Consider the following 20,317-nt stretch of genomic DNA (forward strand, 5'->3'; position numbering starts at 1 on the left):
TGGAACACGTTTGACCGCGTGAGGTACGTGGACGTCCGGGGAGGCACGGCTGATGCTCGCTCAGCAGCGGCAGGCGGCCATCCTGGAGCGGGTCCGCTCGACCGGTGGGGTCCGGGTCAGCGAGCTGGCAGGCGAGTTCGGCGTGTCCGACATGACCATCCGGCGTGACCTGGACGCGCTGCACGAGCGCGGCCTGCTGGCCAAGGTGCACGGCGGTGCCACCACGACCGGGCCGAGCTCGACCGACGAGCCGGGTTTCCACGCCAAGTCGGTCCGCCAACTTCCGGAGAAGGCCGCCATCGCCGACCGGGCGGCCCAGCTGGTCCGGCCGGGAGCGGCGATCGCGCTCTCCGCCGGCACCACCACCGCCGAACTGGCCCGCCGACTGGTGGACGTGCCCGAGCTGACAGTCGTCACCAACTCGCTGCCGGTCGCCGAGATCATGCACGCCGGCGGCCGCCCGGACCAGACGGTGGTGCTCACCGGCGGCGTACGCACACCGTCGGACGCGCTGGTCGGTCCACTCGCGGTCGGTGCCGTCCGGTCACTGCACCTTGATCTGCTCTTCCTGGGCGTCCACGGCATCACCGAGCGGGCCGGCTTCACCACCCCGAACCTGATGGAGGCGGAGACCGATCGGGCGCTCGTGGCCGCGGCGGACCAACTGGTGGTGCTCGCCGACCACACCAAGTGGGGCACTGTGGGCATCTCCTCGATCGTCGCGTTGGCGGCGGCCCACGTACTGGTCAGCGACGACCGGTTGCCTCCACCCGCACGACGGGTACTCGGCGAGCAGGTGGGCGAACTGATCATGGTGAAGGCGAGGGGCGGGCCGCGTGACGCGCACGCCGACAACTGAGGGGACGGCGCCGTGAAGCGCACCGCGATCGACCTGGCCGACGGCCGGGAGCTGATCTACTTCGACGAGCGCGACGACGCGGTCCGCGACCAGCCGGACCGCCGGGACCTGCCGCCGCCTCCCCCTGCGTCGCAGCTGCGCTACGACCCGTTGACCGACGAGTGGGTGGCGGTCGCCGTGCACCGGCAGACCCGCACCTTCCTCCCGCCGGCGAACGAGTGCCCCCTCGACCCGTCGGTGGGCGACTGGCTGACCGAGATCCCCGCACCCGACTACGACGTGGTGGTCTTCGAGAACCGGTTCCCCTCACTCAGCGGGCGGGTGGCCGAGGAGCCCGGCGAGATCACGCCGTTCACACCGGTCCGGCCCGGCCTCGGCCGGTGCGAGGTGGTCTGCTTCACCTCCGACCACAACGCCTCCTTCGCCAGCCTGCCGCCACGCCGGGTCCGCACCGTGCTGGACGCGCTCGCCGACCGCACCGAGGTGCTGGGCGCGCTGCCCGGCGTCGAGCAGATCTTCTGCTTCGAGAACCGGGGTGTCGAGATCGGCGTGACGCTGCACCATCCGCACGGGCAGATCTACGCGTACCCCTTCGTGACGCCGCGCACCCGCGCGCTGCTGGCCGCGGCGCGCCGGCACGCCGAACGGACCGGCGGGGGCAACCTGTACGCGGACGTGCTGGCCGCCGAACGCGCCACCGGTGACCGGGTGGTCGCCGAGAACGAACACTGGACGGCGTTCGTCCCGGCGGCAGCGCGCTGGCCGTTCGAGGTGCACGTCGCGCCACACCGCGTGGTGCCGGACATCCCCGCGCTCAGCGACAGTGAGCGGGACGCCTTCGGGCCGCTCTACCTGGATCTGCTGCGCCGCTTCGACGGCCTGTTCGACATGCCGATGCCGTACATCTCGGCCTGGCACCAGGCGCCCGTGCGGATCGACCGCGAGCTGGGCCACCTGCACCTTCAGCTGTTCAGCATCCGGCGTGCCCAGGACAAGCTGAAGTACCTGGCCGGCTCCGAGTCCGGGATGGGCGTCTTCATCAACGACATCGCCCCGGAACGCGCCGCCGACCTGCTGCGCGCCGCCTGAACGCCCCGGCCGCCAACCTCGTACGCCAGCTCGACGACCTCCCACCCCACTTGGCAGGAAGCGTGATGTCTGTGAGTCATCGTGATGACTTACAGACATCACGCTCTCTGGAGTGTCCGCCGGCCGGCACCGTCGTGCTCTGCACCAACCTGGCCTCGGGGAATGGTCTCGGCGGCCGAGGCCAATCCCCGCTCGGCCGCCGCGGGGGACACGGGCCATGGCGGCGTCGCCCAGGGCCAAGACGGCATCAGCCCTGCTGTGCGTGTGGCTTGAGCTTGGCGGGAAACAGGGCGCGGGGGGCCCGGGACAGGGCCCCCCGCAGGGAAGGGACGGCTGGCTGTGCACGGCACAGCCGGGAAGGCTGGCTGATCGGCGCACGGGTGCCGCGGGTCGACCGTGGTCAACCTTCCTTGGACGCGACTGGCATCTCGTCCATCCTGGTCAACGAGGCCCGCCGGCCGCAGTGACGCTGCCCGGCGCGGCGACGCCGGACACGCCGAAGCCCGCCGGCAGGGGTGCCGGCGGGCTCCGATGACGCGGTACGCCTGGATCAGGCAGCGATCTTGCGGGCCAGGTTCTCGTCGAGCGCGTTCATGAACTCGTCGGTGGTCAGCCACGGGGCATCGCGCGAGATGAGCAGCGCGAGGTCCTTGGTCATCTGGCCGCCCTCGACGGTGTCGACGATGACCTGCTCCAGGGTGTTGGCGAACTCGGTGACCGCCGGGGTGCCGTCCAGCTTGCCCCGGTGGGCCAGGCCCCGGGTCCAGGCGTAGATCGACGCGATCGGGTTGGTCGAGGTCTTCTCGCCCTTCTGGTACTGCCGGTAGTGCCGGGTGACAGTGCCGTGGGCGGCCTCGGCCTCGACGGTCCGGCCGTCCGGGGAGAGCAGGACGGAGGTCATCAGACCCAGCGAGCCGAAGCCCTGCGCGACGGTGTCGGACTGCACGTCACCGTCGTAGTTCTTGCAGGCCCAGACGTAGCCGCCCTCCCACTTGAGCGCGGCGGCGACCATGTCGTCGATGAGCCGGTGCTCGTAGGTGATGCCGGCAGCGGCGAACTCGGCCTTGAACTCGGTCTCGAACACCTCGGCGAAGATGTCCTTGAACCGGCCGTCGTACGCCTTGAGGATGGTGTTCTTGGTGGACAGGTAGACCGGGTAGTTGCGGTCGAGCCCGTACCGGAACGACGCCCGGGCGAAGTCCCGGATCGACTCGTCGTAGTTGTACATGCCCATGGCGATGCCGCCGCCGGGGAAGTTGGCGACCTCCATCTCCATCGGCGCGCCGCCGTCGGCCGGGGTGTAGGTGATGGTCACCGTGCCCGGGCCGGGGACGACGAAGTCGGTGGCCTTGTACTGGTCACCGTGGGCGTGCCGGCCGATGATGATCGGCTTGGTCCAGCCGGGGACCAGCCGCGGCACGTTGGACATGATGATCGGCTCACGGAAGACGACGCCGCCGAGGATGTTGCGGATGGTGCCGTTGGGCGACCGCCACATCTTCTTCAGGCCGAACTCCTCGACCCGGGCCTCGTCCGGGGTGATGGTCGCGCACTTGACGCCGACGCCGTGCTCCTTGATGGCGTTGGCGGCGTCGATCGTGACCTGGTCGTCGGTCTCGTCGCGGTGCTGGATCGACAGGTCGTAGTAGTGCAGGTCGACGTCGAGGTAGGGCAGGATCAGCTGCTCCCGGATCTGCTTCCAGATGATCCGGGTCATCTCGTCGCCGTCGAGTTCTACGACCGGGTTGTTTACCTTGATCTTCGCCATCGGCCGGCGCTCCTCTCGGGGGACACGTGCTCAAGCAGTACGAGCGTACTGCAATTGGGCCGGCAGCCCCCAGCCGGCCTCGACCGGCCGGCGGAACCGGGCTGCGCGGAACAGGAATGCCCTGGAATCATCGTCCGATGCCACTGAACCGCACCCTCGGGTCTATCACGGTCACCGCACTCACCGACGGTGAAGGTGCCTTCTTCCAGCCCCGCGCGGAAGCGTTTCCGCAGGCCACAGCGACGCAATGGGCGGAGGCCGACCGGCGCGACCCCGGCTCGGTGACCGCCGACGGGCAGTGGTGGCTGCCGTTTCGCAGCTTCGCGATCCGCGCCGGCGACGGGCCGGTCACGCTTGTCGACACCGGGATCGGCCCCGCCGACGCGCCCGCAGCGAGCTGGGCACCCGTGCCCGGCCGGATGCCCGCCGAGTTGGCCGCCGCGGGCATCGACCCGGCCGATGTCGACACGGTAGTGCTGACCCACCTGCACAGCGACCACATCGGCTGGGCGGTCACCGGCACACCCGGGCGGCCGTACTTCCCGAACGCGACCTACCTGGTGCAGCGCGCCGAACTCGACGCGGCCGAGACGCTCAACCCCGGGTTACCGGCCGGCCTCGTCGCACCCTTGCGCGCCGCCGGCCAGCTCCGGGTGGTCGACGGCGAAACCGCCCTGACCCCGGCGGTACGGCTGCTGCCCACCCCCGGCCACACCCCCGGTCACCAGTCGGTTCTCCTGACCTCGGCCGACGAACGGATGCTGCTCACCGGCGACCTGCTGGTGCACATGGTGCAGCTCGTCGACCCCGACCTGGCGTACGCCCACGAGGAGGACCCGGAACTCGCCCGCACCTCCCGGCGAACCGCCCTGCACACCCACTCCCCCACCATCCTGGCCACCCCCCACCTGGGCACCCCCTTCACCCCGCCTCCCCACCCCCGAGTCGGTTGATCATGAGGTTGACGGGGTTTTCGATCTCCATCACTGCCGCCAACCTCATGATCAACCGCGGATTGGGGGTGGGGTCCCGGGGGACGGGGAAGGGCCCGCCGGTTTGCCGGCGGGCCCTTCGGGTCGTTCTGGTTCGGGGGGACTACATGCTGGAGATGTCGCCCTGCTTCGCGCGGACGGCCTCGGCGGCCTCCAGGAGGCTGGCGCGCTCGTCGGCGTCCAGGTCGGTCTCGACGACCCGCTTGACGCCCTCGGCGCCGATCTCGGCCTCGACGCCCAGGTAGACGCCGGAGATGCCGTACTCGCCGTCGACCCAGGCGCAGACCGGCATGACCTCGCCGGAGTCCTCCGCGACGGCCTTCGCCATCCGCGCAGCGGCGGCGGACGGGGCGTAGTAGGCCGAACCGGTCTTGAGCAGCGCGACCACCTCGGCGCCACCGTTGCGGGTCTTGACGACCAACTCCTCGATCTGCTCGGCCGGCATCGCGTCGCGCAGCGGCTTGCCGTTGACGGTGCTCTTCGACGGCACCGGGACCATGGTGTCGCCGTGCGAACCCAGGGTCAGCGTGCGTACCGACGCGACGGGCACGTTCAGCGCCTCGGCGACGAAGTTGCTGAACCGGGCGGTGTCCAGCATGCCGGCCTGGCCGAGCACCCGGTTCTTCGGGAACTGGGTGGCGAGCTGGGCCAGCGCGGTCATCTCGTCCAGCGGGTTGGAGACCACGATGACGACGGCGTTCGGGGCGTACTTGGCGACGTTCTCGGCGACCTGGCGGACGATCTTGGCGTTGGTCTCCAGCAGGTCCATCCGGCTCATGCCGGGCTTGCGCGGCAGACCAGCGGTGATCACGACGACGTCGGAGCCCTCGATGCTCTCGTAGCCCTCACCGTTGGGGCCGGTGGTCACGCCGACGACCTTGGTCTCGAAGCCCTCGATGGCCCGGGACTGGTTGAGGTCGAGCGCGAGGCCCGCGGGCTTGCCCTCCACGATGTCGGTGATCACTACGGTGTCGAAGACGTCGTACTCGGCCAGGCGCTGTGCGGTGGTGGAGCCGTAGAAGCCAGCCCCGACGACAGTGACCTTCTTACCCATGGTCGTCCCACTCCCTGATACCAGTCGGTTTTCCGGACCGTATCAGTCATCCTGGCACCGATCGGGCCAGGGGCGGCGGCCATCGCCGGGATGGGGCGAACGTCACCGCCGTCCTGGTTCGGCACCGCCCGACGCCGGTTCGGCACCGCCGACGCGCGGGTCAGCCGCGCTCGGCGCGCTCCACGACGTTGGTGAGCAGCATGGCCCGGGTCATCGGGCCCACGCCGCCGGGCATGGGGACCAGCGCGCCGGCCGTCTCGGCCGCCTGCGGGTCCACATCGCCGGTGTAGCGGCCCTTGCCGTCCGCGCCGATCACGCGGGTGATGCCGACGTCCACCACCACCGCGCCCGAGTTGATCATGTCGGCGGTGAGCAGCCCGGGTACGCCCGCCGCGACGATGACGATGTCGGCGGCGCGGGTGTGCGAGGCGAGGTCGAGGGTGCCGGTGTGGCACAGGGTGACAGTGGCGTTCTCGCTGCGCCTGGTGAGCAGCAGGCCGAGCGGTCGACCGACGGTGTTGCCGCGGCCGACCACGGCGACGGTGGCGCCGCGCAACGCCACGTCGTGCCGGCGGAGCAGCTCGACGATGCCGCGTGGGGTGCACGGCAGCGGACCGTCGTAGCCGAGCACGAGCCGACCCAGGTTGACCGGGTGCAGGCCGTCGGCGTCCTTGTCCGGGTCGATCAGCTCCAGCACCCGCTGGGTGTCGAGGTGGGCCGGCAGTGGCAGCTGGACGATGTAGCCGTGGCACGCCGGGTCGGCGTTCAGCTCGGCCAGCACGTCGTCGACCTGCTGCTGGGTGGCGTCGGCCGGCAGTTCGCGGCGGATCGAGGCGATGCCCACCTCGGCGCAGTCGCGGTGCTTGCCGTTGACGTACGCCTGGCTGCCCGGGTCCGCCCCGACGAGGACCGTGCCGAGCCCCGGGATGATGCCGCGTTCCGCGAGTGCCTTGACCCGGATGCGCAGCTCGTCCTTGATCTCCGCTGCGGTTGCCTTGCCGTCCAGAAGCGTCGCCGTCACGACCAGATCGTCTCACGGCCAGTACCCGCGGTTCAGACGACCTCGCTCGGGCCGTCCGCCACATCCGGGATGCGCCGGCCACCGGGCCGCCGGGCGAGTGACCGTGTGTGACGTGTCGCTCGTCACTCTCGGTCACAATCTGTGGATTCGATCACTGTCGAACCAGACGGAACGGTAGTCCCCGGCGAAGACCGGATCTTCACCCTAACTGGCGTCGAGTCAACCCAGGCGGGCCCAACCAACTCGTCAACTCTCCGACTTTTCGCAGGCCATCGCCGATAAACCCGTTTTCGGCTAGCAGCTTTTTCGGCCCCTGACAAGGGAGGCAACCCCGGACCGTTACCCACCCGCAACCGCGTCGTTGTCGAAGGCCCGCCGCCGACCTACCGTTACCGCTTGTTGCGCAGCGTAACCCAGCGTCGGGCCTGACTGCGCAGCGTGAGGAGATGAGGAGGCTCAATGCGAGTTCGTAGACTCGCCGCCTGGACCGCCCTCCCGCTCGCGGTGACGCTGGGCCTCGCGGCCTGCGGCAGCGGCGGAGACGGTGGATCCGGCGGCAGCGACAGTTCGGCGGTCAGCATCCAGATCGCCGAGCCGAAGCACCTGGTTCCCACAAACACCACCGAGACGTCCGGTGCGCAGGTGCTCACCGGCCTGTTCAGCCCGCTCGTCGACTACGACGCCCAGAACAAGCCGTACGAGGTCGCCGCGCAGTCGATCACCTCGTCCGACAACAAGGTCTGGACGATCAAGCTCAAGGACGGCTTCACCTTCCACAACGGTGAGAAGGTCACGTCCGAGGACTACATCAACGCGTGGAACTACGGCGCGTACGCCCCGAACGGCCAGGACAGCAACTTCTTCTTCGAGAAGATCGCTGGCTACGCCGACCTGCAGGGCAAGGCGCCGAAGGCCAAGGAGATGTCCGGCCTGAAGAAGGTCGACGACCTCACCTTCACCGCGACGCTGTCCGAGCCGTACATCGACTTCAAGACGACGCTGGGCTACACCGCGTTCTACCCGATGCCGGATGCCGCGTTCTCGGCTCCGGGCGTGCTCAAGGACTCCTACGAGCAGGCGCCGATCGGGCAGGGCCCCTTCAAGATGAAGGGCACCTGGCAGCACGACAGCAAGATCGACGTCGAGCGCTACGACGCGTACCCGGGCGAGAAGCCCAAGGTCAAGAACATCGAGTTCCGGATCTACCAGCAGCTCACCGCGGCCTACGCGGACGTCCTGGCGGACAACCTGGACGTGCTGCCCACGATCCCGACCGAGAGCCTGAGCACCGCGCCGACCGACCTGGGTGACCGGTACAGGACCAGCCCGATGTCGTCGTTCCAGTTCCTGGCGTTCCCGACGTTCGACAAGGACTACAGCAACCCGGACGTGCGCAAGGCCATCTCGATGGCGATCGACCGTGACGAGATCACCAAGTCGGTCTTCAAGGGCTCGCAGACGTCGGCGCGTTCCTTCGTCTCGCCGGTCCTGCCGGGCTACCGGGAGAACACCGCTGGCAAGGCCGGCGAGTTCAACCCGACCGAGGCCAAGAAGCTCTACCAGGCCGCCGGTGGCCCGTCGAAGATCGTCATCTCGTACAACGGCGATGGCGGGCACAAGGACTGGGTCGACGCCACTGTCAACCAGCTCAAGGCCAACCTGGGCGTGGACGCGGTCGGCTCGGCCGAGCCGAAGTTCGCCGACCTGCTGACCAAGGTCGAGAAGAAGACGCCGGTGGGTGCGTTCCGGATGGGTTGGGTCATGGACTACCCGACCATGGAGGACTACCTCGGCCCGCTGTACAGCACGAACGGCTCGTCGAACTACTACGGCTACAGCAACCCGGAGTTCGACAAGCTGGTCAAGGAGGGTTCCGCAGCCAAGACGCAGGACGAGGCGATCGCCAAGTACCAGCAGGCGGAGGACCTCCTGGCCAAGGACATGCCGGTGATCCCGCTCCGCTTCGGCGAGAACGTGTTCGGCCACTCGTCCAAGGTCAAGAACGTGGAGATGGACCTGTTCCAGCGGGTCAACCTCGTCAAGATCGAAGCAGCCAGCTGAGCTGAGCATGGTGTGGGCCACCCGGGCGACGAAGCCCGGGTGGCCCGGACCGCACCACCGGGGCCGGGCCGCAGCAGCGGACCCGGCGTCGGTGGTGCCGGCTCCCCCGGGCCGGACGGCACGTCTCGGATATTTCGGGTACGACCAGAGATGCCGTCCTGCGACCCTTTCGCACATTTCCGGAGAGACTGCTAAGCATGTTCCGCTACATCCTGCGGCGCCTACTGCAGATGGTCCTCGCGTTCTTCGGGACCACCCTGATCGTCTACGCGCTGACATTCGCCGGGCAGGGCGACCCGATCCAGGCGCTCGCCGGCGAACGGCCGGTGACGCCAGCCCAACGGGCCTACCTGACCGAGAAGTACAACCTTGATCAGACGGGCGTCGGCGGCTTCTTCTACCGCTACTTCGACTACGTGAAGGACCTGCTCCAGGGCAACCTGGGCGAGTCGCTCACCGGTCGAAGCATCGGCGACATCCTCCAGCAGGCCTGGCCGGTCACCGTGCGGCTCGCGCTCATCGCGCTCGCCGTGGCGATCATCTTCGGCGTCACCGCCGGGGTGCTCGCCGGCATCCGCCGAGCCAGCATCTTCGACAACTCGACGCTGGTGCTGACCCTGCTGGTGCTGGGCATCCCGACCATCGTGCTGGCGCCGCTGGCGCAGTACTTCCTGGGCGTCAAGTGGCAGCTCTTCCCACCCACCGCCGGCTCCGACCCGACGTTCTACGCGCTCCTGCTGCCGGGCATCGTGCTCGGCTCGCTGTCGCTGGCCACCGCCCTACGACTCACCCGGGCCTCGGTCGCGGAGAACCTGCGCGCCGACTACGTCCGGACCGCCCGGTCCAAGGGCCTGGTCAAGCGGCGCATCGTCATCGTCCACGTGCTGCGCAACTCGCTGATCCCGGTGGTCACCTTCCTCGGTGTGGAACTGGGCAACCTGATGAGCGGCGCGATCATCACCGAGGGCGTCTTCAACATCCCCGGCGTGGGCTTCAACCTCTTCCGCGGCATCCGCACCGAGGACGGCCCCCTGGTGGTGGGCATCGTCAGCGTGCTCGTCGTGGTCTACCTGGTCTCGAACCTGGTGGTGGACGTCCTGTACGCCGTACTCGACCCGAGGATCCGCTATGAGTGAGCGCAGCGAACGAATCATCAGCGCAGCGTGCTTGGGCTCTCATGCCGGCGCCGAGCGCAGCGAGGTGCAGGCATGAGTGATTTTGAAACTGTGGCGGCCACCGAGAACCAGGCCGCGCGACGCGGCCCCTCCGGGGAGCCGGGCACGCCCAACCAGGTCGGCGCCGCGCAGAAGCCTCGCAGCCTGGCCGGGGACGCCTGGCGCGACCTGCGCCGCAACCCGATCTTCTGGATCTCGCTGGCGCTGGTCGTCATCTTCACCCTGATGGCGCTGTTCCCCGGCCTGTTCACCGCCAACAGCCCGAACGACTGCCTGCTCTCCCGGCAGCACGCCGGGCCGTCCGGCGGGGCCATCTTCGGGTACGACTTCCAGGGCTGCGACACGTACTCCCGGGCGGTCCACGGCACCCGGGCGTCGCTGCTCGTCGGCGCGCTCGCCGCGCTCGGCACCGGGATCATCGCGCTGGTGGTCGGCATGCTGGCCGGTTACTTCGGCCGCTGGGTCGACGCGGTGCTGTCCCGGGTGATCGACGTGGTGCTCGGCATCCCGCTGCTGCTGGCCGCGATCGTGCTGCTCAAGCGGGTGTCCAGTGACAGCCAGTGGGCTCGGATCGGCGCCGTCGTCTTCGTGCTGGCCCTGCTCGGCTGGACCACCGCCGCCCGCGTCGTCCGGTCCTCGGTGATCACCGCGAAGGAGCAGGACTACGTCGCGGCGGCCCGGATGCTCGGTGCCGGCAACAGCCGGATCATGTGGCGGCACATCCTGCCGAACTCGCTGGCCCCGGCCATCGTCGTGCTGACAATCGCGCTCGGCTCGTTCATCGCGGCCGAGGCGACGCTGTCCTTCCTGGGCATCGGCCTGAAGGCGCCCACCATCTCGTGGGGCCAGGACATCGACACCGGCCGGATCCACATGCGGGAGGCGGCCACCCCGTTGATCGTCCCGTCGGCCTTCCTGGCGCTGACCGTGCTGGCGTTCATCATGCTCGGCGACGCGATCCGTGACGCCTTCGACCCGAAGCTGCGGTGAGAACCTCCGTGCGAGCGCGAGGAGTGAGCGGAGCGAGCCCCGCAGTCGCGAGCGAAAGGCAGGCACAGTCATGACCGTTCAACCCACACCCGCCTCCGCCACACCCGAGGGCGGTCACCTGCTGGAGTTGCGGGACCTGCACGTCGAGTTCCGCACCCACGAGGGTGTCGCCCGGGTGATCAACGGCGTGTCGTACCACCTGGACGCCGGCGAAACGCTCGCCGTGCTCGGCGAATCCGGCTCGGGTAAGTCGGTCACCGCGCAGGCGATCATGGGCATCCTGGACACTCCGCCCGCGTTCGTCCGCTCCGGCCAGATCCTCTACCAGGGCGAGGACCTGCTCACCCGCTCCGAGGAGCAGCGCCGGCAGGTACGCGGCAAGGAGATCGCGATGATCTTCCAGGACGCGCTCTCCGCCCTCAACCCGGTCTTCCCGGTCGGTTGGCAGATCGGTGAGACGCTGCGCCAGCGGGCCGGCATGTCCCGAGCCGACGCCCGCCGTCGTGCCGTCGAACTGATGGATCTGGTCAAGATCCCGGGTGCCGCGAAGCGGATCGGCGACTACCCGCACCAGTTCTCCGGCGGGATGCGGCAGCGCGTCATGATCGCCATGGCGTTGGCGCTGGACCCGAAGGTGCTGATCGCCGACGAGCCCACCACGGCGCTCGACGTGACAGTGCAGGCCCAGATCATGGACCTGCTGGCCGACCTGCGCCGGGACCTCAACATGGCGATGATCCTGATCACCCACGACCTGGGTGTGGTCGCCGGTGTCGCGGACCGGATCGCTGTCATGTACGCCGGCCGGATCGTCGAGCACGCCGACGTCCGCTCGCTCTACAAGGCGCCCGCCCACCCGTACACCAAGGGGTTGTTGGAGTCGATCCCGCGCCTGGACGTCCGCGGCCAGGAGCTGTCGACGATCAAGGGGTTGCCGCCGAACCTGATGCGCATCCCGTCCGGCTGCCCGTTCCACCCGCGGTGCCCGTACGTCCAGCAGGTCTGCGTGGACGTGGTGCCGCACGACCTGGTCCTCGGCGACGGCCGGACCAGCGCTTGCCACTTCGCGCAGGAGGTCCGTGATGACAGCGTCGCCCGCTAACTCCACGAAGGTCCGCGGCGAGACCATCCTCTCCGTCGACAACCTGGTGAAGCACTTCCCGATCACTCAGGGCGTGCTGTTCCAGCGGCAGATCGGGGCGGTGAAGGCCGTCGACGGGGTGAGTTTCGAGCTGCGTCGGGGCGAGACGCTTGGCGTGGTCGGCGAGTCCGGCTGCGGCAAGTCCACCCTCGCCCGGCTGCTGATGCGGTTGGAGACGCCCACCTCCGGACGCGCCACCCTGGAGGGCAAGGACCTGTTCAAGGCCTCCGGCGGCGAGCTGCGCCGGCTGCGCCGCAACATGCAGATGGTGATGCAGGACCCGTACACCTCGCTGAACCCGCGGATGACCGTCGGCGACATCATCGGCGAGCCGTTCGAGATCCACCCGGATGCCGCGCCGAAGGGCAGCAAGGGCAAGCGTGTCCAGGAACTGTTGGACCTGGTTGGCCTCAACCCGGAGCACATCAACAGGTACCCGCACCAGTTCTCCGGCGGTCAGCGTCAGCGCATCGGCATCGCCCGGGCCCTGGCGCTGAAGCCCGAGGTGATCGTCTGCGACGAGCCGGTGTCGGCGCTGGACGTCTCCATCCAGGCCCAGGTGATCAACCTGCTCAAGCAGCTCCAGGGCGAGCTGGGGCTCTCGTACATCTTCATCGCGCACGACCTGTCGGTGGTGCGGCACATCGCCGACCGCGTCGCGGTGATGTACCTCGGTCGGATCGTCGAGATCGGCACCGAGGACGAGATCTACGAGCGGGCCACCCACCCGTACACCCAGGCTCTGCTCTCTGCCGTGCCGGTGCCGGACCCGGAGGCCCGCGACCAGCGCAACATGATCCGGCTGGTCGGCGACGTGCCCAGCCCGGCCGACCCGCCGAGCGGGTGCCACTTCCGGACCCGCTGCTGGAAGGCCCAGGACATCTGCGCCGTCGAAGACCCGGCCACCGTTCCCCGGGCAGCGGACCCCCACCCGTCCGCCTGCCACTTCGCCGAACTCCGCCCAACCACCGCAGCCTGACCCCTAACCAAGATGATCATGGGGTTGACCGGCCGTTTCGTCCGGTCTGTCGCCCGTCAACCCCATGATCAACCCGGGTTAGTGGAAGAAGTGACGGGTTCCGGTTAGGTACATCGTTACGTTGGCCTTTTTGGCCGCTTCGATTACTTCCTCGTCGCGGATGGAGCCGCCGGGCTGGACGATGGCGCGGACGCCGGCGTCGATGAGGATCTGCGGGCCGTCGGCGAACGGGAAGAACGCGTCCGAGGCGGCGACCGAGCCGCGGGCCCGGTCAGCGCCGGCGCGGCTGACCGCGAGCTGCGCCGAGTCGACCCGGTTGACCTGACCCATGCCCACGCCCACGGTGGCGCCGTCCTTGGCGAGCAGGATGGCGTTGCTCTTCACCGCGCGGACCGCCCGCCAGGCGAACGCGAGGTCCCGCAGCAGCTCCTCGTCGGCGGCCTCGCCGGTCGCCAACTGCCAGTTGGCCGGGTCGTCGCCGGGGGCGTTCACCCGGTCGGCGACCTGGGCCAGCACGCCGCCGGTCACCTGCCGCAGCTCCACCAGCGCCGGCGTCCAGGCCGGTGCCCGCAGCAGCCGGATGTTCTTCTTGCCCTGCAACACCTCGACCGCGCCCTCGTCGAAGCCGGGGGCGACCACCACCTCGGTGAAGATCTCGGCGACCTGCTGGGCGAGCTCGACCGAGACCGACCGGTTGACAGCGATGACGCCGCCGTACGCCGACACCGGGTCGCAGGCGTGCGCCCGGCGGTGCGCCTCGGCGACGTCGGCGCCGACCGCGATGCCGCACGGGTTGGCGTGCTTGATGATCGCCACGGCCGGCTGGTCGGCGAAGTCGTTCGCGGCCCGCCAGGCCGCGTCGGCGTCGACGTAGTTGTTGTACGACATCTCCTTGCCGTGCAGCTGCTCGGCCTGGGCCAGCCCCGCCGGGGCGTCCGGGTCGGTGTAGAGCGCGGCCGGCTGGTGCGGGTTCTCGCCGTAGCGCAGCGCCGTCGACTTGCGCAGCGCGAGCCCCGCGAACTGCGGCCACCAGTCGTCGGCGGGTGCCAGCTCCTGGGCGCACCACTGGGCCACCGCGACGTCGTACTCGGCGATGTCGGCGAACGCCCGTGCGGCCAGCGCGCGACGCTGGGCCAGCGTGAAGCCACCCTCGCTGAGCGCGCCGATCAGCGCCGGGTAACCGGCCGGGTCGGTGAGTACGGCGACCGAGGCGTGGTTCTTGGCAGCGGCCCGCACCATGGCCGGGCCACCGATGTCGATCTGCTCCACGCACTCCTCGACGCCGGCGCCGGAGGCGACGGTCGCCTGGAAGGGGTAGAGGTTGGAGACCAGCAGGTCGAACGCCGCCACGCCCAGCTCGTCGAGCTGCGCGACGTGGGTGTCCTTGCGCAGGTCCGCGAGGAGACCCGCGTGCACCTTCGGGTGCAGGGTCTTCACCCGTCCGTCGAGCACCTCGGGGAACCCGGTCACCGTCTCCACCGGCGTCACCGGCACCCCGGCGGCGGCGATGGTGCCCGCCGTGCTGCCGGTGGACACGATCTCCACACCGGCCCCGTGCAGGGCCTGAGCCAGCTCGACCAGCCCCGTCTTGTCGTAGACGCTGACCAGCGCCCGCCTGATCGGGCGGCGCCCGTCCTGAGTGGGACTCACGGAACCGTAACCTTCCTTCCGGTGATGGTCCAGCCTTCGCGGACCAGCCGACCGACCTGCTCGACGAGCTGGCGCCGCTCGGCTTCCTTGATGCGCTCGGTGAGCGTGTCGACGTCGTCGTCGTCCAGCACCGGCACCGCTACCTGCGCGACGATCGGCCCGGTGTCCATGCCGGCGTCGACGAAGAAGAGGGTGGCGCCGGTGAGCTTCACGCCGTAGGCGAGGGCGTCACGCGGGCCGTGGATGCCGGGAAACGCCGGCAGCAGTGTGTTGTGCGTGTTCAGGTAGCGGTCGCCGAAGGCGGCGAGGAAGTGCGGACCGACCAGCTTCAGGAAACCGGCGGAGATCACCAGGTCGGGTTGGTGCTTCGCGACGTGCGCGGTGAGCGCGCGGTCCCAGTCCTCCCGGGTGTCGTGGTCGCGGACCCGCTCGACGAAGGTCGGCACCCCCGCCGCGTCGGCCCGGTCCAGGCCCGCGATGCCGTCGCGGTCCGCGCCGACCGCGACGACCTGTGCGCCGTACGCGGGGTCGGTGGCGGCGTCCAGCAGCGACTGAAGGTTGCTCCCGGAGCCGGAGATGAGGACGACGATGCGGGCGACAGGCGCGGGCTCGGTCACCGGGCCACCCTATCGGGCAGGTCAGGGACGCCCTCCGGCTGGGCGGCGCGCCGATCTTCGACGGTGCCGACGTGCGTCGACCCGGTACGCTGCCGCTCGCTCGGGCCGAACGCCGCACCGGCCCACACACCGCCCTGATCCGGCACACGAAGCGGTCGACAAGGGCCAGTTTGCCTGCTTTGGGACACATGTCGTCCTGTTGCTGTACTGGGCTTTGGGAGGACTGACCGCGATCATGGATGGAAACAAGAGCACCAACTGACGGAACCAGTCCAAGGAGCTTCTCGAATGCAGCCCGGTAACCCCGGTCAGGACCCGTACGGCCAGCAGCCCAACCAGGACCCGACCGCTCCCCAGCCGCCGGCCGCCCCGTACGGCCAGCAGCCCACCTCCGGCCAGCCGTACGGCCAGCAGCCGCAGGACCCGTACGCCGCGCCGCAGGCCCCGTACGGTCAGCAGCCCACCTCCGGGCAGCCGTACGGCCAGCAGCCGCCGTACCAGGACCCGTACGCGCAGCAGCAGCCGTACGGCTCCGGCCCGACGTACCCGAACGCCGGGTACCCGCAGGCGCAGGGGCAGAACAACACCCTCGGCCTGGTGTCGATGATCCTCGGTATCGCGTCGATCCCGCTGATCTGCTGCCTGTACCTGGGCATCCCGGTCGGCATCGCGGGCATCGTGACCGGCTACCTCGCCAAGCAGAAGGTGGCCCAGGGCCAGGCCAGCAACGCCGGCCAGGCCAAGGCCGGTCTGATCTGCGGCGCGGTCGGCGTCGGGTTGGGCATCCTGCTGCTCATCCTGAGCGTCGTGGCGCAGGTCAACCTGCCCACCCAGCCCTGACGGGCTCGGATTCGACGGGGCGTTCCGGGTTCGCCCGGGGCGCCCCGCGCTCGTCTACCGCACGGCCCGCGGGTCAGCGCCCGGGTGGCGGCGGCTCTACTGGGCGGGCCTGCGGGTCAGCGCCCGGGTGGCGGCGGCGCCGAGCAGCGTGCCGACCGCGATGACACCGGCCGCCACCGCACCGACCTGCCAACCAACCGGCCCCACCTGGGCCAGCCGACCGGCGCCGAGCGGCCCGCCGGAGACCGCGGCAGCCGCACCGAGCACCACCCCGGCCACCGGCCCGGCCAGCACCGCCGGCGCCAGCAACTCGGCCCAACGCTGCGCAGCCCGCTCCGGCCCGGCGAGCCGGGCCACCCGCCGGGCGAGCAGCCAGCCGGCGACCATCCCGGCCAGCACCGGCACCGCGAGCAGCAGGGCGCCGAAGCCGTCCACCGGGCCGCGCGGCAGGCCGGCGAGCAGCGGCACGGCCGGCAGCGCGCCGACCGACACCTCGCTGGTGCGGACCGCGGTGTCGGTCCCGACCGCGAAGCCCGGCCCGAGCAGGTAACTGGTCGACCAGACCGCCGCGTTGGGCGCGTACGCGACGCTGACCAGGGTGATGCCGGCCTGCCCGGCGACCCCGGTCCGGTACGCCCCGATCATGTCGGCCGCGTCGCCGCCGCCGGTGGCCACCGCCAGGCCGGCCGCGCCCGCGCCAGCGCCGAGCAGCAGCAGCCCGGCCACCAGACCGGTGCGGACGCCGTCGCGCACCGGACCCGGCAGCCGGGTGACGAGCAGCCGGGTCACCGCCGTGATCCGGACCGCGCCGACCAGCGCGGCGAGTGTGCCGACCACAGCGAACGTGGCCGCCGCCCGGATCAGGGAGACATTCGGCCCGCCGGTGCCGACCAGCACCGCCGCGAGTGCGCCGAGCAGCGCGTACCCGATGCCGACCGCGCCCGCGGCGAGCAGTGCCCGGCGCGGTGAGCGGGTGTCGCGAGCGCCGATCGCGCGGCTGACGTGCACGCCGGCGCGGGTCAGCCGCCACAACGCGAGCACTGTCAGCGCGAGCGGGGCGAGCCCGAGCGGCCCGGACTCGGTGTGCAGTGGCACGCCGTGCCCGAGCAGCCAGCCGGCCAGCGCGGTGCGCAGGGTGCCGGTCACTGTGGTGCCGTCCGCGCCGAGCTGCACCAGGCCGAGCACGATGGCGACCGGCAGGTACGACGTGAGGGCGGCCCCGCAGGCGGCCACCCCGGCGGCGACGGGCAACGGCGCCCGCCCACGCGGCGACCCGCCCGCGCGGGGCGCGGGCACCCGCCGGGCCGATGCGGCACGGTCGACCGGCCGGTCGTCGGCGCTCACACCGCCGGGACGGCTGGGACGGTCAGGGGTGACGGGGGACATCCGCTCTACTCTGGCACGTCGCGCGGGCGGTGGCAGTCCGTTAACCCCTCCTAAGGACGGCGAGTTCACCGAACCGACGTCCTGCCCACCCGGGCCGGTCTAGCCTCGGCCGTGAGGGGGCGCGAGTCGCCGCCACCCAGGGACGGGCCCACCGGTCGCGGTCCGGGCCGGCACGTCGCCCATGACCGCTCGGAGGAAGCCGTGACGACGCCATACCCGCCTCCCCCACCGCCACCGGCCCGTGGACGCGACCGAACCACCCTGTGGGGCGTGCTGGGCATCGTGCTGGGGCTGATCTGCTGCGGCATCTTCGGCATCGTCTTCGGCTACCTGTCCATCCGCGACGCCCGGCGGTACGGGCAGTCGCCGCTGCTCGGTTACCTCGCCATCGCGTTCGGCGTGATCAACATCATCGGCGGCGCGATCCTGCGCTCGACCGGCAACTACCCGTTCTGGAACAACGACTGAACCAGCGCGGAGCCCGCGTACGCCGAAGGGGGTCGACCGTGACCGGTCGACCCCCTTCGTGTTGCCTGACCGGCTCAGCTGCCGGACATGATCTCCCGCATCAGCTTGGCGGTCTCGGTCGGCGTCTTGCCGACCTTGACGCCGACGGCCTCCAGCGCCGCCTGCTTCGCCTCGGCGGTGCCGGCCGAGCCGGAGATGATCGCCCCGGCGTGACCCATGGTCTTGCCGGGCGGAGCGGTGAAGCCGGCGATGTAGCCGACCACGGGCTTGGTGACGTTGGCCTTGATGAACTCGGCGGCCCGCTCCTCGGCGTCGCCACCGATCTCACCGATCATGACGATGGCGTCGGTCTCCGGGTCGGCCTCGAACGCCGCGAGGGCGTCGATGTGAGTGGTCCCGATGATCGGGTCACCGCCGATGCCGACGCAGGTGGAGAAGCCGATGTCGCGCAGCTCGTACATCATCTGGTAGGTCAGCGTGCCGCTCTTGCTGACCAGGCCGATCCGGCCGGAGCCGGTGATGTCGGCCGGGATGATGCCGGCGTTGGACGCGGCGGGCGAGGCGATGCCGGGGCAGTTCGGCCCGATGATCCGGGTCTGCTCGCCCTTCGCCACGTTGTACGCCCAGAACGACGCGGTGTCGTGCACCGGCACGCCCTCGGTGATCACCACGGCCAGCGGGATCGCGGCGTCGATCGCCTCGACCACGGCGGCCTTGGTGAACTGCGGCGGCACGAAGATGACAGTGACGTCGGCACCGGTCTCGGCCATCGCGTCCGCGACGGACGCGAAGACCGGCAGCTCGGTGCCGTCGAAGTCGACAGTCTGGCCCGCCTTGCGCGGGTTGACGCCGCCCACCACGTTGGTGCCGGCGGCCAGCATCCGCCGGGTGTGCTTGGAACCCTCGGAACCGGTCATCCCCTGGACGATGACCTTCGAGTCCTTGGTCAGCCAGATAGCCATGATCAGACCCCCGCAGCTGCCAGCTCGGCGGCCCGCTCGGCCGCACCGTCCATGGTGTCCACCCGCTGCACGAGCGGGTTGTTCGCGCTGTCCAGGATCGCCCGGCCAGCCTCGGCGTTGTTGCCGTCGAGACGGACGACGAGCGGCTTGGTGACCTGCTCGCCGCGCTGCTCCAGCAGGGCCAGCGCCTGGATGATGCCGTTGGCGACCTCGTCGCAGGCGGTGATGCCGCCGAAGACGTTGACGAAGACGCTCTTCACGGCCGGGTCGGAGAGCACGATCTCCAGCCCGTTCGCCATCACCGCGGCGCTCGCGCCGCCGCCGATGTCGAGGAAGTTGGCCGGCTTGACGTTGCCGTGCCGCTCACCGGCGTACGCGACCACGTCGAGGGTCGACATGACCAGACCCGCGCCGTTGCCGATGATGCCGACCTCGCCGTCGAGCTTGACGTAGTTGAGGTCCTTGGCCTTGGCGGCCTGCTCCAGCGGGTCCACAGCGGCCTGGTCGACAAGCGCCTCGTGGTCCGGGTGCCGGAACGCGGCGTTCTCGTCCAGGCTGATCTTGGCGTCGAGCAGGAGCATCCGGCCGTCGCCGTTCTTGGCGAGCGGGTTGACCTCGACCAGTGTGGCGTCCTCGGCGACGAACGCCTGCCACAGGCCGACGGCGATCTCGACCACCTGGTCGGCGACCTCGGCCGGGAAACCGGCGGCGGTCACGATCTCGCGGGCCTTGGCCTCGTCCACGCCCTTCACGGCGTCGATCGGGGCCTTCACGACCTTGTCGGGGGTCTCGGCGGCGACCTGCTCGATGTCCATGCCGCCGGCGACGCTGGCGATGCAGAGGAAGGTGCGGTTCGCCCGGTCGAGCAGGTACGAGAAGTAGTACTCCTCGGCCACGTCCGCAGTCACCGTGATCATGACCTTGTGGACGGTGTGACCCTTGATGTCCATGCCGAGGATGTCGGTGGCCCGAGCCACCGCCTCATCCGGGCCCTCGGCCAGCTTGACGCCGCCGGCCTTACCTCGGCCGCCGACCTTTACCTGCGCCTTGACGACCACACGGCCGCCAAGACGTTCGGCGATCGCGCGGGCCTCTTCCGGGGTAGTGGCGACGCCGCCGGCCAGCACGGGCAAGCCGTGCCGCTCGAACAGGTCCCGCCCCTGGTACTCGTACAGGTCCACGATTGCGCGTCCCGTCCCGTCTCCGCGGCGCGCCGTCGCGCCGCCACCAGCGTTCAGAAAACAGTTTGACGCCTGTCATCAGTT

The 20,317-nt window shown here is 70.3% G+C and carries 18 protein-coding genes; 10 read left to right on the plus strand and 8 right to left on the minus strand.

Annotated elements, in window-relative coordinates; all coding sequences use genetic code 11:
• The first annotated feature begins 52 nt into the window (after window positions 1–52).
• Together IW249_RS04970 and galT are read left to right on the plus strand one after the other, a co-directional pair.
• Window positions 53–859, plus strand: a complete 807-nt coding sequence (locus tag IW249_RS04970) for a DeoR/GlpR family DNA-binding transcription regulator (RefSeq protein WP_112583761.1) — start codon at window positions 53–55, stop codon at window positions 857–859.
• A 12-nt stretch (window positions 860–871) separates the two neighbouring features.
• A complete protein-coding gene (gene galT / locus IW249_RS04975; protein WP_196919720.1) occupies window positions 872–1,948 on the plus strand; it encodes a galactose-1-phosphate uridylyltransferase in 1,077 nt (358 codons plus the stop codon).
• Between the two features lie 550 nt (window positions 1,949–2,498).
• Here galT and IW249_RS04980 read toward each other — a convergent pair.
• The gene (locus tag IW249_RS04980) at window positions 2,499–3,716 is read right to left on the minus strand and encodes an NADP-dependent isocitrate dehydrogenase (RefSeq protein ID WP_124773753.1); all 1,218 of its coding nucleotides are present in this window, start codon (window positions 3,714–3,716) and stop codon (window positions 2,499–2,501) included.
• Window positions 3,717–3,853: 137 nt separating this feature from the next.
• Between IW249_RS04980 and IW249_RS04985 the strand changes: the two genes are divergently transcribed.
• The gene (locus IW249_RS04985; protein WP_196919721.1) at window positions 3,854–4,669 is read left to right on the plus strand and encodes an MBL fold metallo-hydrolase; all 816 of its coding nucleotides are present in this window, start codon (window positions 3,854–3,856) and stop codon (window positions 4,667–4,669) included.
• Window positions 4,670–4,811: 142 nt separating this feature from the next.
• Here the strand turns inward: IW249_RS04985 and IW249_RS04990 are convergent, their stop codons facing one another.
• Window positions 4,812–5,762 (minus strand): malate dehydrogenase, encoded by a 951-nt coding sequence (locus IW249_RS04990; RefSeq protein ID WP_112583765.1) that lies wholly within the window; start codon window positions 5,760–5,762, stop codon window positions 4,812–4,814.
• 160 nt (window positions 5,763–5,922) lie between these two features.
• Window positions 5,923–6,783, minus strand: coding sequence for a bifunctional methylenetetrahydrofolate dehydrogenase/methenyltetrahydrofolate cyclohydrolase (locus IW249_RS04995; protein ID WP_196919722.1), 861 nt, complete (start codon window positions 6,781–6,783; stop codon window positions 5,923–5,925).
• A gap of 459 nt (window positions 6,784–7,242) precedes the next feature.
• On the opposite strand from IW249_RS04995, the gene IW249_RS05000 reads away from it, so the two are divergent.
• The 5 genes from IW249_RS05000 (at window position 7,243) to IW249_RS05020 (ending at window position 13,129) form a co-directional block, all read left to right on the plus strand.
• The gene (locus IW249_RS05000) at window positions 7,243–8,844 is read left to right on the plus strand and encodes a peptide ABC transporter substrate-binding protein (RefSeq protein ID WP_196919723.1); all 1,602 of its coding nucleotides are present in this window, start codon (window positions 7,243–7,245) and stop codon (window positions 8,842–8,844) included.
• A 197-nt stretch (window positions 8,845–9,041) separates the two neighbouring features.
• Window positions 9,042–9,980: an ABC transporter permease gene (locus tag IW249_RS05005; protein WP_112583767.1), complete on the plus strand. Its 939-nt coding sequence runs from the start codon at window positions 9,042–9,044 to the stop codon at window positions 9,978–9,980.
• Window positions 9,981–10,052: 72 nt separating this feature from the next.
• Window positions 10,053–11,009, plus strand: a complete 957-nt coding sequence (locus IW249_RS05010; RefSeq protein WP_196919724.1) for an ABC transporter permease — start codon at window positions 10,053–10,055, stop codon at window positions 11,007–11,009.
• A 70-nt stretch (window positions 11,010–11,079) separates the two neighbouring features.
• Window positions 11,080–12,111: an ABC transporter ATP-binding protein gene (locus tag IW249_RS05015; protein ID WP_196919725.1), complete on the plus strand. Its 1,032-nt coding sequence runs from the start codon at window positions 11,080–11,082 to the stop codon at window positions 12,109–12,111.
• A complete protein-coding gene (locus IW249_RS05020; RefSeq protein ID WP_196919726.1) occupies window positions 12,092–13,129 on the plus strand; it encodes an ABC transporter ATP-binding protein in 1,038 nt (345 codons plus the stop codon). The genes IW249_RS05015 and IW249_RS05020 overlap by 20 nt, the downstream gene beginning before the upstream one ends.
• Window positions 13,130–13,207: 78 nt before the next feature.
• On the opposite strand, the gene purH is transcribed toward IW249_RS05020, so the two are convergent.
• Both purH and purN read right to left on the minus strand, forming a co-directional pair.
• Window positions 13,208–14,779: a bifunctional phosphoribosylaminoimidazolecarboxamide formyltransferase/IMP cyclohydrolase gene (gene purH / locus IW249_RS05025; RefSeq protein ID WP_196919727.1), complete on the minus strand. Its 1,572-nt coding sequence runs from the start codon at window positions 14,777–14,779 to the stop codon at window positions 13,208–13,210.
• The gene (purN, locus tag IW249_RS05030; protein WP_124854035.1) at window positions 14,776–15,396 is read right to left on the minus strand and encodes a phosphoribosylglycinamide formyltransferase; all 621 of its coding nucleotides are present in this window, start codon (window positions 15,394–15,396) and stop codon (window positions 14,776–14,778) included. The genes purH and purN overlap by 4 nt, the downstream gene beginning before the upstream one ends.
• A gap of 288 nt (window positions 15,397–15,684) precedes the next feature.
• Between purN and IW249_RS05035 the strand changes: the two genes are divergently transcribed.
• The gene (locus IW249_RS05035) at window positions 15,685–16,236 is read left to right on the plus strand and encodes a DUF4190 domain-containing protein (RefSeq protein ID WP_196919728.1); all 552 of its coding nucleotides are present in this window, start codon (window positions 15,685–15,687) and stop codon (window positions 16,234–16,236) included.
• A 96-nt stretch (window positions 16,237–16,332) separates the two neighbouring features.
• On the opposite strand, the gene IW249_RS05040 is transcribed toward IW249_RS05035, so the two are convergent.
• Window positions 16,333–17,622, minus strand: coding sequence for a cell division protein PerM (locus tag IW249_RS05040; RefSeq protein ID WP_196919729.1), 1,290 nt, complete (start codon window positions 17,620–17,622; stop codon window positions 16,333–16,335).
• 201 nt (window positions 17,623–17,823) lie between these two features.
• On the opposite strand from IW249_RS05040, the gene IW249_RS05045 reads away from it, so the two are divergent.
• Window positions 17,824–18,090, plus strand: coding sequence for a DUF4190 domain-containing protein (locus IW249_RS05045; protein WP_196919730.1), 267 nt, complete (start codon window positions 17,824–17,826; stop codon window positions 18,088–18,090).
• 74 nt (window positions 18,091–18,164) lie between these two features.
• Here the strand turns inward: IW249_RS05045 and sucD are convergent, their stop codons facing one another.
• Window positions 18,165–19,052: a succinate--CoA ligase subunit alpha gene (gene sucD, locus IW249_RS05050; RefSeq protein ID WP_196919731.1), complete on the minus strand. Its 888-nt coding sequence runs from the start codon at window positions 19,050–19,052 to the stop codon at window positions 18,165–18,167.
• A gap of 2 nt (window positions 19,053–19,054) precedes the next feature.
• Complete coding sequence (gene sucC, locus IW249_RS05055; protein WP_091406357.1) at window positions 19,055–20,233, minus strand: ADP-forming succinate--CoA ligase subunit beta; 1,179 nt, start codon at window positions 20,231–20,233, stop codon at window positions 19,055–19,057.
• Between the last annotated feature and the right edge of the window lie 84 nt (window positions 20,234–20,317).

This window comes from Micromonospora vinacea (genome assembly GCF_015751785.1).
GTDB lineage: Bacteria > Actinomycetota > Actinomycetes > Mycobacteriales > Micromonosporaceae > Micromonospora > Micromonospora vinacea.

What these genes read in the sequence shown, in the direction of transcription:
- IW249_RS04980 (WP_124773753.1), bottom strand. Translation starts at nt 3,716, where the DNA reads ATGGCGAAGATCAAGGTAAACAACCCGGTCGTAGAACTCGACGGCGAC.
- IW249_RS05020 (WP_196919726.1), top strand. Translation starts at nt 12,092, where the DNA reads ATGACAGCGTCGCCCGCTAACTCCACGAAGGTCCGCGGCGAGACCATC.
- IW249_RS05010 (WP_196919724.1), top strand. Translation starts at nt 10,053, where the DNA reads ATGAGTGATTTTGAAACTGTGGCGGCCACCGAGAACCAGGCCGCGCGA.
- IW249_RS05005 (WP_112583767.1), top strand. Translation starts at nt 9,042, where the DNA reads ATGTTCCGCTACATCCTGCGGCGCCTACTGCAGATGGTCCTCGCGTTC.
- IW249_RS04970 (WP_112583761.1), top strand. Translation starts at nt 53, where the DNA reads ATGCTCGCTCAGCAGCGGCAGGCGGCCATCCTGGAGCGGGTCCGCTCG.
- IW249_RS05000 (WP_196919723.1), top strand. Translation starts at nt 7,243, where the DNA reads ATGCGAGTTCGTAGACTCGCCGCCTGGACCGCCCTCCCGCTCGCGGTG.
- IW249_RS05015 (WP_196919725.1), top strand. Translation starts at nt 11,080, where the DNA reads ATGACCGTTCAACCCACACCCGCCTCCGCCACACCCGAGGGCGGTCAC.
- IW249_RS05035 (WP_196919728.1), top strand. Translation starts at nt 15,685, where the DNA reads ATGCAGCCCGGTAACCCCGGTCAGGACCCGTACGGCCAGCAGCCCAAC.
- IW249_RS04985 (WP_196919721.1), top strand. Translation starts at nt 3,854, where the DNA reads ATGCCACTGAACCGCACCCTCGGGTCTATCACGGTCACCGCACTCACC.
- IW249_RS04990 (WP_112583765.1), bottom strand. Translation starts at nt 5,762, where the DNA reads ATGGGTAAGAAGGTCACTGTCGTCGGGGCTGGCTTCTACGGCTCCACC.
- IW249_RS05040 (WP_196919729.1), bottom strand. Translation starts at nt 17,622, where the DNA reads ATGTCCCCCGTCACCCCTGACCGTCCCAGCCGTCCCGGCGGTGTGAGC.
- sucD (WP_196919731.1), bottom strand. Translation starts at nt 19,052, where the DNA reads ATGGCTATCTGGCTGACCAAGGACTCGAAGGTCATCGTCCAGGGGATG.